Source organism: Arthrobacter sp. 754 (assembly GCF_040548695.1).
GTDB lineage: Bacteria > Actinomycetota > Actinomycetes > Actinomycetales > Micrococcaceae > Arthrobacter.
The window spans coordinates 502,482-515,196 of record NZ_JBEPSC010000003.1 but is presented as its reverse complement, the minus strand read 5'-3'; the positions used below and the strand labels follow the sequence as shown (position 1 = coordinate 515,196).

The 12,715-nt window shown below is 63.1% G+C and carries 9 protein-coding genes; 8 read left to right on the top strand and 1 reads right to left on the bottom strand.

Annotated features, from left to right (window positions below):
* Positions 1–16: 16 nt before the first annotated feature.
* The 3 genes from ABIA70_RS11710 to ABIA70_RS11700 all read left to right on the top strand — a co-directional run bounded on the left by ABIA70_RS11710 (position 17) and on the right by ABIA70_RS11700 (position 4,146).
* Positions 17–1,231, top strand: coding sequence for a glycoside hydrolase family 88 protein (locus ABIA70_RS11710; RefSeq protein WP_354147725.1), 1,215 nt, complete (start codon positions 17–19; stop codon positions 1,229–1,231).
* A gap of 5 nt (positions 1,232–1,236) precedes the next feature.
* A complete protein-coding gene (locus ABIA70_RS11705; RefSeq protein ID WP_354147724.1) occupies positions 1,237–2,853 on the top strand; it encodes a GMC oxidoreductase in 1,617 nt (538 codons plus the stop codon).
* 270 nt (positions 2,854–3,123) lie between these two features.
* Complete coding sequence (locus ABIA70_RS11700; protein ID WP_354147723.1) at positions 3,124–4,146, top strand: LacI family DNA-binding transcriptional regulator; 1,023 nt, start codon at positions 3,124–3,126, stop codon at positions 4,144–4,146.
* Between the two features lie 105 nt (positions 4,147–4,251).
* On the opposite strand, the gene ABIA70_RS11695 is transcribed toward ABIA70_RS11700, so the two are convergent.
* A complete protein-coding gene (locus tag ABIA70_RS11695) occupies positions 4,252–5,550 on the bottom strand; it encodes a DUF1479 domain-containing protein (protein ID WP_354147722.1) in 1,299 nt (432 codons plus the stop codon).
* 111 nt (positions 5,551–5,661) lie between these two features.
* Here ABIA70_RS11695 and ABIA70_RS11690 point away from each other — a divergent pair, with 111 nt between their 5' ends.
* From ABIA70_RS11690 to manD, 5 genes are all read left to right on the top strand, one after another.
* Complete coding sequence (locus ABIA70_RS11690; protein ID WP_354147721.1) at positions 5,662–6,768, top strand: ROK family protein; 1,107 nt, start codon at positions 5,662–5,664, stop codon at positions 6,766–6,768.
* Complete coding sequence (locus ABIA70_RS11685; RefSeq protein WP_502917198.1) at positions 6,768–8,633, top strand: AAA family ATPase; 1,866 nt, start codon at positions 6,768–6,770, stop codon at positions 8,631–8,633. The genes ABIA70_RS11690 and ABIA70_RS11685 overlap by 1 nt, the downstream gene beginning before the upstream one ends.
* 892 nt (positions 8,634–9,525) lie before the next feature.
* Entirely contained in the window at positions 9,526–10,515 is a 990-nt protein-coding gene (locus ABIA70_RS11680) for a LacI family DNA-binding transcriptional regulator (RefSeq protein WP_354147719.1), read from the top strand.
* A 2-nt stretch (positions 10,516–10,517) separates the two neighbouring features.
* Complete coding sequence (locus ABIA70_RS11675) at positions 10,518–11,498, top strand: 2-hydroxyacid dehydrogenase (RefSeq protein ID WP_354147718.1); 981 nt, start codon at positions 10,518–10,520, stop codon at positions 11,496–11,498.
* The gene (manD, locus tag ABIA70_RS11670) at positions 11,495–12,712 is read left to right on the top strand and encodes a D-mannonate dehydratase ManD (RefSeq protein WP_354147717.1); all 1,218 of its coding nucleotides are present in this window, start codon (positions 11,495–11,497) and stop codon (positions 12,710–12,712) included. Before ABIA70_RS11675 ends, manD begins: the two co-directional genes overlap by 4 nt.
* Positions 12,713–12,715 lie beyond the last annotated feature (3 nt).

Below are 12,715 nucleotides of genomic sequence, written 5' to 3'. Positions count from 1 at the left end.
TCTGAAGGAACCTAACATGACAACCACCACCACATCCGCCGTGCACACCCCGGCGGTGGTCCTGCCAACCATGCTGCCGCTCACCCTCCCTGCCGGATATGCAGTCCCTGCAGGGTTCCAGCCAGCCGCCGACAAAGCGTGGCTGACCGCCTCGGCAAAACTCGAAGGACTCATCACCAAGCACCCGGACCGCTTCCCGCTCTACACCGAGGACGGCAAATGGGTGGTCGACGGCGAGGCGTGGACCAACTGGTGCGAAGGGTTCCTTGGCGGCCAGCTCTGGATGCTCGCCCGCCGGGCCAAAGAGGCCGATCGCGCACGCTTCCGCAGCGCGGCCGAGCATTACTCCGAGCTCATCGAGGAACGGAAGAGCGACGACTCGGTCCATGACCTCGGGTTCCTGTTCTGGTCCACCTACCGGCGCTGGTTCGAAGCCACCGGCGACACGGCCAAACGCGACATCGTCGTCGAGGCCGGACGCACCACCGCAAGCCGCTACCGCGAAGCAGGCAAGTACATGCCCAGCTTCCGCCAGCCCGACAGCCTCTTCATCGACATCATGATGAACATCCACATGGCCCTGTACGCCGCGCAGCAGACCGGTGACCAGGACATGGCGCGCAAGGCAGTCGAGCATTGCCTCACCACCCGCCGGTTCCTGATGCGTGGTGATGGGTCCGCCTCCCACGAAGGAATGTTCGACCTCAAAACGGGCGCCTTCCTGAAGCAGACCACCCAGCAGGGCTTCGCCGACGACGGTTCCTGGGCACGGGGACAAGCATGGGCGCTCTACGGATTCGGCACCGTGTACCGCTTCACCGGTGACCGGCGCTTCCTTGAAACCGCCGTCGCGGCTGCCGACTTCTACATCGAAAAAACCGGCGACCGCCTCGTTCCGCCCAATGACTGGGAAGAAAATGCGCCCGTCCGCCCTTACGAAACCTCGGCCGCGGCCGCGGCGGCCGGCGGCATTTGGCAGCTCGCCGGACTCGTCCAGGACCGCACCAAGGCAGGAATCTACGCCGACTACGCCGTGGAGATCCTCCGCCGCCTCACCGAGGACGACTTCCTGGCGAGCCCGGACGAGGAATGGGAAGGTGTGCTTAAGCACGGCAGCTACCACGAAGGCAAGGACTTGGGCGTGGACGAGTCCGTTATGTGGGGCGACTACTGGTTCCTGGACACTGTTGACCAGATCCAGCAGTTTGCCGAGGCACAGCGGGTCCGGTGAGTACCGTGTCCTGGAAAGCCATCGACGACGCACCTCGTCCGGGAACGCCGACCGAACCGGTAGTCCCGGACGAGGTGATCCGGACCGACATAGCGATCATCGGATCCGGCATGGGCGGCGGCACCATGGCCTACGCCCTGAAAGACTCCGGCGTCAAAGTCCTCATCATCGAACGCGGAGGCCGCCTGCCGGCAGAACCGCAGAACTCCGACCTGGAGGAGGTGTACGTCAAGGGACGCTACAAGAATGCCGACACCTGGTACAACGGCCGCAGCGGCCAAGCCTTCAAACCCGGCGTCTACTACTGGGTAGGCGGCAACACGAAGGTCTACGGCGCATGCCTGCCCCGCTTTCGTGCCAGCGACTTTGAAGAGACACAACACCAGGACGGCACCTCACCGGCGTGGCCCTTCAGCTACTCCGACCTCGAACCGTACTACGCGCGCGCCGAAGAACTCTTCCAAGTCCGAGGACAGATCGGCGAGGACCCCACCGAGCCCTTCCACTCCACGGCATACCCCTACCCCGCACTGGACCACGAACCAGCGATCCAGGCCCTCGCCGACTCCTTCCGCCGGCAAGGCCTTCATCCCTTCCGCATGGCCAACGGACTCGACGCAGACACCCCGGAAAAGCGTGCCCTCTGCGCCACCAGCGACGGCGCCCCCAACGAGGCAGGACTAAAGTCCGACGCCGAAAAGATCGCCGTGAACCCGGCGCTGGAAGGCAACGCCACACTGATGACCGACACCAAGGTCACCCGCCTCATTGCCGGGCCGGACAGACGCACTATCATCGCCGCCCTGGCGACACGAAACGACCAGATCATCCGAATCGAAGCGGACAAGTTCATCCTCGCTGCCGGGGCAGTGAACTCCGCCGCAATCCTCCTGGGCTCGGCCACGAAAGACCAGCCCCAAGGACTGGCTAACTCCTCCGGGCTCGTGGGGCGAAACTACATGGTGCACAACAGCACCTTCTTCATCGGCATCAATCCGTTCAAAGTCAACCGGACAATGTGGCAAAAGACCCTGGGCCTGAACGACTGGTACGAAGCCGGGCCGACCAACCGGTATCCGCTGGGCAACCTGCAAATGCTCGGAAAACTGCGGGCCAGTATGCTGAAAATGGCCCGCAGCTGGGCGCCGAACCCCATCCTGAAAGCCATGTCGGACCGCAGCATCGATATCTACCTCACCACCGAAGACCTGCCACGGCGCAGCAACGGCATCAGCGTCGTCGACGGCAGGATCCACGTCTGGTGGGAACCGAACAACCTCGAACCGCACAAGGAACTGGTCCGCCGGATCAGCCGCGCTGTCCGGAAGGCCGGATACCCGGTGATCTTCACCCAGCGGATGGGGATCGAAACCAACTCCCACCAATGCGGCACGGCCGTCGCCGGGGACGACCCCGGCACCAGCGTGCTCAACCCGGATTGCCGCGCCCACGATATCGACAACCTCTGGATTGTCGACGGCTCCTTCTTTCCCTCCTCGGCCGCGTTGAACCCCGCCTTGACCATCGCCGCCAATTCGCTGCGTGTCGCGGACACCATTCTCGCCCAGGGCAGTGAGCCCGACCGGGCACGTTCATCAACCGCGTCTAACCCCGACAGGTAGGTGCACGTCGTCGTGACCCTCATTCCCCGACTTCGCTCTCTACAGCCTGGCGTCTGATTGACGGCGGAATCCCCCGGTGGGTGTCTGGCTTATGTCACTCGCTGCCACCGCCGGTGGACGAACGGCGTCCCGGGAGCAGGGGCCGGGACGCCTTCCAGGAGAAGCACGCGTCGGGGCGCCAAACACCGGTTCCGGGATCGCTGATTGGTAAGGTCGGTAGGCGGGGAGCGCCGCTTCTCCGCCCATCGACTTCACCGGCAGGAACACAGTATGGCCCCCCGCATCACCCTCGAAGACGTAAGCAAGGCCGCTGGCGTGTCACGATCAACGGCATCGCTCGTCGTCCGAGGAAGCTCGCGCATTCCCGAAGCCACTGCACTAAAGGTGCGCGAGGCCATGAACCAGCTCGGCTACGTTTACAACAGGCAAGCGGCGAACCTGCGGCAGAACCGGTCGATGACGATAGGCCTCATAGTCACAGAAATCATCAATCCTTATTTCGCTGAGCTGGCCATGGCGGTGGACCAGATCACCCACGACGCCGGATACACCATTTTCATCGGCTACAGCCGCGACCTTGCTGAACGCCAGAGCGAAATCATCGCGTCGATGATTGAACGCCAGGTCGACGGCCTCCTCCTGCTGTCGGCCCCCGACACCGATCCCGAAAAGCTCGCCAAACAAGTCAACGCAGCCAACGTTCCCATTGTGCTGCTCGCCCGCCGGTTTCCTGGCTTTGACTACGTGGGCAGTGAAAATTTCAAGGGAGCGTCGCTGCTCGGCGACCATCTCGCCGCCTTGGGATGCAAGTCCGTGGCGTTCGTGGGCGGGCGGCCCGCGCCGTCGCTCGCGGAACGGGAACATGGCCTTCGCACATCTTTGGAGGCCAAGGGGCGGGAACTTTGGAGCGCGGAAGAACTCCGCAGCGCCATCAGCCCTGAAGGCGGGGCGGACGCCGTCGGCAGGCTCTTCGATCAAGGCCGACTGCCCGATGCGGTTGTCGCCTACAGCGACATCATCTCCGAAGGCATCTACGAGGAGATGCGCCGCCGCGGGCTCGAACCTGGACGGGACATCGCTGTGGCTTCCTTCGACGACACCCGGATAGCCGCCGGCCAGGTTCCCCCCATGACATCCGTTGCCGGCTTCCCACAGCAGGTTGGGGCCAAAGGCACCGAGATGCTGCTTACTCGCCTCGCTGACGGCAACGCCGACCTCCCCGAGCAACTGAGCCTCATCCAGCCTCAACTCAAGATCCGGTCCTCTACAGCGACGTGGCGTCCCAGGACGTGATTCCATAAGTTCCAGGATGGCGCACGTCGCAATTCCGCTGCAAAGCCAGAAGCCCGGACCGGTGGAACCGGTCCGGGCTTCTGCAGTGTTGGTATACCTCTGGCGTCAGAGGGACGCGGCCCGGTCTGCCGGCTTAGCGCGTCGGGTAATTCCGAGGCCCCGGGCGCCAATTTCATTCAGGTCGTCCTCTTTGAAACGGTTTTCCCAGTCGGTTTCGTAGTCTTCCTTGGGGAAGTCAGTAGGGCTTTCGCCAAGCCGGAAGCGCTCGGCGACGTTTTCGGCGTAGGCGGCGTTCTTGGCGCACATCGGTGCGGCCGGGATGTAAATTACGTTGCCCCAGCCTTTCTGGTTCTCAACCGGTTCCACGCTGTGGATCAGATCGGAATGCCACCACACCGAATCGCCGGGTTCGACGTCGGGAATCCCGGAGACTGCTTCCATGAGCAGCGGATGCCATGTTTCGTCCGCGGCCAAGGCCATGCCCGCCTCGGCTCCGCAGAGGGAATCTTCCGGAACGTCGTCCAGGAGCGGGCGGATGAGCATGTAGGCCATGGCAGCAGGAATGGGCACGACATGCAGCACGCCCTGGTCATGTTGCATCTGGGACATGGCGAGCCAGCCCTGGAAGCTGCGGAAGACGCTGCACATCGTTGATGACGGGTATTCATCGACCTCTGTCCGGTAGGCCGCATCCCACGGGTCGTAGGAGGCGAAGTCGCCATGGAAGAGGGAGGAGAAGACCTTCTGGTAGGCCGGGGTGAGCCACCGCTCAACCGAGCCCGAGTCCGTGTGCGCTCCGAGCCCGTTCGAGGACGCTCCCGGCGGACGACGTCGGATCCGGTCCGGGTACATCGTGTCCTGGTCCGGGTCGAACCAGGTCACGCCCTGGGACTCGCTCTTCCACTGCCGGTTCAAAAAGCTTTGCACCTTGGCAGTATGTTCATGCTGGCGCGCTTCCATCTGCGCGGGCGACCAATAGATGGGATAGATCTCCGGTTTGGATGCTTTGAGTTTGCCGAAGAAGTTATCTGCCGGACCACGGTACTTCTCTTCGAAGTTGTTGCTGTCAACGTAGTCGACGAGGGACTGGTCCCAGTCGGTGGCAGTCTGTGCCGGGATCTGTCCGCGGACCACGGCGCAGCCGCGACGGCGGATCAGGTCAAGCGTCTGCTGCGGCACGGTTCCACCTTCAATGTCGGTGTAGTTGACGACAGGCCAGACGTTTTCGCCGCGGGCCTTCGCTGCCTTGATGTCGGCTACCTCTTCCGCGACGGCGGCTTCGATGGTGGCAAAGAGCTTGTTGACGTCGCCGATCTGTGCCCGCAGTTTCTTCTTCACCGCGCGGATCGCCGCCGGCACGTCCTCAGGCTGGGTCTCCCAGCTCGTCTGCTCCGTTGCATTCATGGTGTCTCCTTTTAGATTCTCAGATTCAGTAATCACTCTTTACTAAAGTGCCTTGTACCGATAGTAGCCCACCCCTATGATTGAGTAAAGGCTCCTTACTGAAAGAAGAACATGTCCCTTACAGACGCATCTCCACGGCAGGGATTGCTCGCCAGTATCACGGAGAACCGTTTCCTGGCGCTTTTGAGTGACTCTGCGGCACCGCTGTCCCGGTCGGATATTTCATTACTCTCCGGCATATCCAAGCCCGCGATCTCCGACGCGGCCCGGCGGCTGGAGGAATCAGGCGTCATTGTCTCGACCGGCGTACGTGAAGGAAAGCGTGGGGGCGTTGCCGCGCTGTATGAGATAAACCCCGCCCGGGGCCACTCGGTTGCCTTGGCACTGGATTCTGCCTTCGTCGCTGCTCGTTCGGTCCGGCTGGACGGAACGGTCGCCTTCGACAAGGCAGAGCGGTTGCCCCACGGTGCCAGCAGTGACTTCGTGATCGAGATCGCCAGTGGCCTGCTGAAATCAATCGAGAAGGAGTCGGATTCAGTGTTGCTTGCCGCAGCAGTCTCCGTTGCGGACCCCGTGAACCGAAAGACGGGCGACATCATCCCCATGGCAGATTCCGTCTTTCCTGCCGGTCATATCAATCCCGTCCAGGACCTGAAGATCCAAGCCCCGGAAATTAAGGTCGACAACGACGTGAACTGGGCAACCCTAGCTGAACGCAGTGTCGGGGCGATGACCGAGGTCGAGGACTTCCTCTACATCCACTTAGGTGCCGGCCTCGGTGCCGGGTTATTCCTTGGCGGAGCCCTTCAGCGCGGCGCCCGCGGCCTGGCGGGGGAAATTGGGCGTCTGCGTGCACCGGACGGCGAGGATCTCACACGCACGCTGTCGCGTCTGGGTTTCGGAAACTCGTCGGGGTCCTATGGTCTCGACGTGCAGGGAGCCCGCCAGCTGTTCGAAAGGCCCGAACTCGCCCCAACAACACGGGAGGCATTGGGATATCTCACCGTGGCCATCGCGAACATGGTGACACTCCTGAATTCGAGCGCAGTCGTACTGGGCGGCCCACTCGCCGCACTGGGCCCCTTGAGGGAGCACCTGTCCACTACCGTGCCGGAGCTAAGCCTGGACAGTGTGGATGTCATCGTGGGAACACGCTCGCCACTGGATGGAGCGAGTCATGAGGCGCATCGCCTGGCCCGGGCGAGCCTTGGGTTTTGATGGGCCCTTTATTGAATGAACCTGCCCTGCCGGCCTGGGTTCGCGAAATCGACATTGCATTTCCCGTGACTTCACAATTCATCGTTGCTGGAAACATCAGGGATGTTCACCTCGTTCAAAAGCCTGGGGAAACCTCGGCTCAAGTAATGACGACAGCGCAGGCAATCATCGATCTCCTGATCGGTCGTCGCTACGACCTCATCTACTCCCATGACCCCGTGGATGGCATCCGGTTGGAATTCCACGGAGCCGACGTGGATCCGGAATCCTTCTTCTCCTCCACGCACCTCGGTCGCGCAACCGCTTCGACGACGGGGCGGCTGGCCGACCTGGCCAAGAACGCACGGATGCCCGGCGCCCCCCGAGTCGCTGTGATCGTGGCATATGCTTCCCGGCTCTGGGCCGAGGAACACCATGCCGGCCCGGACCTCCGGGGACTGTTCGCCATCGCAGAAAAGCGTGCCAACAGCAACGACGCCGAGGACCAACCCGCAAACAACCCGGGACGCTTCGATTGCGGAATCTTCTGGCTGGCCGACGAAGCCCAGGATGCACCAACCTGGTTGTCTCACGCGTCAGGAGTCAGGCTGGTGCATATCCCGCTGCCTCCCCTCGGGCTGCGAAAGGCTGGCGCGGCGCTGTTTATTCGCCGCATGCAAGATCCGGATGACGCCGTCGAAACCGCGGCAAGAGCCGCCGAGACCGTCCTTGCGGATCTCTCGCAAGGAATGAGCCTCCGCGAGATAGACAGTGTCGTCACCCTGGCAATCGAGCAGGGAATAGGGGCCACGAGAATCGATGAGGCCCTCAGAAGCTACCGGCTAGGAATCCTGGAAAGCCCTTGGGGTGATCCGTTGCTCCTCCAGCGCCTCAAACGAGGAACCGAAAGCATCGGCCGTCGCGTTCTCGGACAGCCGCGGGCCATCCAACAGGCACTCACCGTGCTGACCCGGTCAGCCATGGGCTTGACCGGCGCGCATGTCGGCAACTCGTCCGGGCGGCCGCAGGGAATATTATTCTTCGCCGGACCCACCGGGGTCGGCAAAACAGAGCTCGCCAAAGCTCTTGCCGAGACGCTCTTCGGGGCCCAGGACGCCTACATCCGCTTCGATATGAGTGAATTTTCGGCCGAGCACAGCGAAGCGCGCCTCATCGGCGCACCTCCCGGCTACGTCGGCCACGCGGCCGGCGGCGAGCTGACAAACGCCGTCCGTGACCGGCCCTTCTCAATCCTGTTGTTCGATGAAATTGAAAAGGCGCACCCGAGGATCCTGGATAAATTCCTGCAGATCCTCGAAGACGGCCGATTGACCGACGGATCAGGCGATACCGTCTACTTCAGCGAGACAGTCATCGTTTTCACTTCCAATCTCGGCACGTACCGCTCGTCCAGCGGTCCAGAGGCGTCCGATGGCTTCGCCCGCTGGGGCGATCCCTACCGCGACACCGAGGCCAAAGTCCGCCGCGCCATCGAGTTGCACTTCACCGAACATCTCCAGCGCCCTGAGCTACTCAGCCGCATAGGCGACAACATCGTCGTCTTCGACTTCATCTCCGATACGGTGGGACGCGAACTCGTCCGGAAGTACCTCGCCGCAGTCGTGCGCCGAGTACAAACACGTCACGGCTTCACTCTTCAGATACTCCCCCAGGTGGTGGACATCATCGAAGAAAAAGCCGTCGAGAACCTTGCCTTCGGCGGCCGCGGCGTCGGCTCCATCGTCGAAACCCTCTTCGTCAACCCGCTCACGCGGGCACTTATGTCGGCAGAAAAGTTCACTCCGGTCATGGTGGTCGGTCAACTTCGCCAACTCGACCGGTCGTGGGAACTGACACTCGCCAGCCCTGAGGTCACGAGTCACTGACCATTTTTATATCCTGAGACCAATGGATGCTGCAGGTCCCCCTGAGCGTTCGGAACGAAACCGAACTCCGCAACCGCTCGGTTCGCTGCGAAAGCCATCCAAGTACTCCTAACGGCGCGGTTGGCACCCAGTGAGCTCTGGAGCAGACTCGGTGTGCGGCGACCACACATTCCCAACCGTCGTCTTTGGCCGGACGAATGCGCCGTCAGCCGCCCTCCCTGGCACATGGCAAGCAGGTAGGCGAGGTCGACCCTTGAGGAAAAATACCGAGGGTCATGGCGTGAACAAGACAAGGATCAATGAATCGGTGATGACCGCAAAGGCCACCACAACAAGCCAGAGAGGAAGCCGAATACCCCCAGATCCCTGCAAGCTGAGGGCCCACCAGCCAGCACCCTAACCCCGCTACCACACAACTTCACAGGCCACCGCGGCCACAGCCAGAGGGACCCGCCGAGGGTCAATGTCAACACATTAAAAGCAAAACCCTCTCTGACGAGGGGGAATGCGTGCCCGAGGTGGGACTCCAACCGCATTCCTGGAATTGAAAACACTAGGATCCCTCGAAAACATGCGGAATCCGGCCCGATTCAGTCCATGTACAGCCCAGTCCGAGGCCAGGAGTGGACATGTCCACACCCCCAAAGTGGCCGTTCTGAGCAGCCGAAACGCCAACCGCGCTCCCCCACCGAGGGAACGCGGTTTTGATTGTGCTGGGACTACGGCCGGATTCGCACCGTCCACGTTGTGGTCGACGCCACCCACGACGGACGGAACATGCAGCGGACCACCGAGACATCTGTGACCCAGCTCATGGAAAACCCTTGACAATGTTGTACAAATCTTTCCATACTTGTGAGGCAAGGGTTTCAACGAAGCAACTGGAGGACCAATGTCGGCCAAACTCACGGACGTCGCAAAGCTCGCGGGTGTATCGCTGGCAACCGCCTCGAGAGCGTTCAGCGACCCGGGCCGGCTCGCCTCCGAAACACGACAGAAAGTTGTGGACGCTGCGCTGCAGCTGGGCTACGACGTGCCCGGCCTTTCCGGCAGCCGTACCTTCGGCGTCATTGTTCCCGACATTTCCAACGCCGTCTTCGCGGCACTCATCAAGTCCATCCAGGACCAGGCCTGGCACGGGCGGCACCGGATGGTGCTGGCGGACACTTCTGAATCGTCCACCAGGGAAAGGGACCACCTCGAGTCATTCACCACCGGCGTTGACGGCATCATCCTCTGCTCGCCCCGCCTGCCGTCCAAGCAGATTCACCAACTGGCCGGCACCACACCCCTTGTAGTGATCAACGGTGAGGCCGACCATGCGGCACGTGTGCTGATGGAGGCAGGCGAGGGCCTCCGCCAGGCCGTGGAACACCTCTACGCTCTGGGCCACCGGAAGGTCGCCTACATTCCCGGCCCGGCGTCGTCATGGGCGAACGGCCAGCGCCTCGCCGCGATCACCAGTTTCTGCGAAGACTGGGGCATCGAGCTGGTGACTGTCGGGAACCAGAATGCCACGGTCGACGGCGGCCTTGCCGCCGCGGCGTCGGTCGTCGCCAGCGGCGCCACTGCGGTGATCGCCTACAACGACCTCGTGGCGATCGGCCTGCTCGCCGGAGCCCGCAGTCTCGGACGCCACTGCCCCGAAGACATCAGTGTGGTGGGCATCGATGACCTCGACATTGCCGCAGCAGCAGAACCCGGCCTGACATCGGTGCGCGTACCGATCGGCCGAAGCGGCTCCCTCGCCCTCGAACTTCTCCTCGAACAGATCGGCGGAAAGCAGTCCGCCACCGAGGCCGTCCACCTCAGCTCACAGCTCATCGTCCGCGGCTCCACCTTCGCCGCACGCACCGCAAACCACGCCCTCCAAGGAAAGTAACCATGAGAATCGTCATTGCCGACCCCAACCTGATGCCCCAGCGGGCCACCCTGGAGGCAGCGCTCCCCGCAGGCGCCCTCACCTCCTGGCACGACAGCTGGAACGAACACTCGGTCCTTACCGACCTCAAAGACGCCGACGTCTATGTAGGACCCAAGTTCACCGAAGCCATGGGAACACAAGCTCCCAATCTCCGGCTTGTGCATGTGGCCGGTGCAGGCTACGACGGCATCGAAGCCGATGCCCTGCCGGCGGGCGCGGTGTGCGCCAACACCTTCCACCACGAAGGCTCCATCGCCGAGGTCATCGCCGCTGCACTGGTGGCACTCCGCCGGAATCTGCTTGGCCAGGACGCCGCCCTCCGCAGCGGCATCTGGGCTTCCTCTGTGTACTCACAGGACATCCCCCAGCCGGAGACACTCCGCGGAGCGGTTGTCACCTTCCTGGGATTTGGCCACATCGGCAGCGCAGCATGGAAGCTCCTTCAGGCGTTCGGTGCCGAAGGGATCGCGATCACGCGCAGCGGTACCGTGGACCCCCAGGCGAACGGCCTGCGCTGGTCCGGGACAACGGACCGCCTCAACGACGCGCTCAGTGAATCCGACATTCTCCTCATCAGCATCCCGCTGAGCGTCGAAACAACGGCGCTGGTGAGCACCGAGGAACTGGAAAACCTCGGCCCGAAAGGCCAGGTCGTCAACGTCGCCCGCGGCCCCGTCCTGGACGAGGCAGCGCTCTACGAAGCCTTGAAGGAACGCAAAATCGCAGGGGCCGCCATCGACGTCTGGTACCAGTACCCCGGTACGGATGGGCGGAGCGTGCCATCCGCACTGCCGTTCGACCGGCTCGACAACATCATCATGACCCCGCACTCCTCCGGCGTGACCGCCGAAACCTTCCGCGGCCGCGCCCTCGAGATCGCCGAAAACATCACCCGACTATCCAGGAACGAACCCCTGAAGAACGTGGTGATTTCCCGATGACCCGAAAAATCATCGACGTCGACGTCCTGGTCACCAGCCCCAGCCGCAACTTCGTCACCCTGAAGATCACCACCGACGATGGGCTGATCGGCTGGGGCGACGCCACCCTCAATGGCCGTGAACTCTCCGTCGCCAGCTACCTCCGGGACCACCTCGCCCCGGCACTGCTGGGACGCGACGCAGACCGCATCGAGGACACCTGGCAGTACTTCTACCGGGGAGCCTACTGGCGCCGCGGGCCCGTGACCATGGCCGCCATCGGCGCCATCGACCTCGCCCTGTGGGACATCAAGGGCAAGGCCCTGGGCGTTCCGGTCTACCAGCTGCTCGGCGGCGCGGCCCGCGACAAAATCCTCACTTACACCCACGCCACCGGCTGGGACCTGCCCGAACTCCTCGACTCCGTGGACAAGCGCCGCGAGCAGGGCTTCCGGGCCGTACGCGCCCAGTCCGGCGTTCCCGGCCTGGACAAGGTCTACGGCGTCACCAAAGGCGCCGCCAGCTACGAGCCCGCCGGCCGTGGCGCCGGACCCGTCGAGGAGGACTGGGACACGTCCGCCTACCTGCGCCACGCCCCCAAGATCCTCTCCGCGGTCCGTGAGCACGTGGGCCCCGAGCTGAAGCTGCTCCACGACGTCCACCACCGCCTCAACCCCACCGAAGCCGCCCGGCTCGCGCGGTCCCTGGAAGACGTGGACCTGTTCTGGCTCGAAGACGTCACCCCGGCCGAGAACCAGCGACTGCTCCGCACCCTGCGCCAGCAGACCACTATCCCCCTGGCCATCGGCGAAGTCTTCAACACCATCTGGGACTGCGAGCTGCTCATCACCGAACGGCTCATCGACTTCATCCGCACCGCCGTAGTCCACGCCGGAGGCATCTCCCACGTCCGCAAGATCCTGGCACTGGCCGAGGTCTACCAGATCAAGGGCGCACCGCACGGGCCCTCGGACGTATCGCCGATCAACCTCTCAGCGTCGCTCCACCTGGGGCTTGCCACGTCCAACTTCGCCATCCAGGAATACATGGGCTACGACCCAATCGTGTCCGAAGTCTTCCAGTCCAGCTTCCGCTTCGAGGACGGCTACCTGCACCCGGGAGAGGAACCCGGCCTCGGCGTACACGTGGACGAGGCCGCGGCAGCCCGTTTCCCCTACAAGCAGGCCTACCTGCCCATCGCCCGTGAGCTCGACGGCTCCATGAAGGACTGGTAGGCC

What these genes read in the sequence shown, in the direction of transcription:
- ABIA70_RS11710 (WP_354147725.1), top strand. Translation starts at nt 17, where the DNA reads ATGACAACCACCACCACATCCGCCGTGCACACCCCGGCGGTGGTCCTG.
- ABIA70_RS11700 (WP_354147723.1), top strand. Translation starts at nt 3,124, where the DNA reads ATGGCCCCCCGCATCACCCTCGAAGACGTAAGCAAGGCCGCTGGCGTG.
- ABIA70_RS11695 (WP_354147722.1), bottom strand. Translation starts at nt 5,550, where the DNA reads ATGAATGCAACGGAGCAGACGAGCTGGGAGACCCAGCCTGAGGACGTG.
- ABIA70_RS11690 (WP_354147721.1), top strand. Translation starts at nt 5,662, where the DNA reads ATGTCCCTTACAGACGCATCTCCACGGCAGGGATTGCTCGCCAGTATC.
- ABIA70_RS11685 (WP_502917198.1), top strand. Translation starts at nt 6,768, where the DNA reads ATGGGCCCTTTATTGAATGAACCTGCCCTGCCGGCCTGGGTTCGCGAA.
- ABIA70_RS11680 (WP_354147719.1), top strand. Translation starts at nt 9,526, where the DNA reads ATGTCGGCCAAACTCACGGACGTCGCAAAGCTCGCGGGTGTATCGCTG.
- ABIA70_RS11675 (WP_354147718.1), top strand. Translation starts at nt 10,518, where the DNA reads ATGAGAATCGTCATTGCCGACCCCAACCTGATGCCCCAGCGGGCCACC.
- manD (WP_354147717.1), top strand. Translation starts at nt 11,495, where the DNA reads ATGACCCGAAAAATCATCGACGTCGACGTCCTGGTCACCAGCCCCAGC.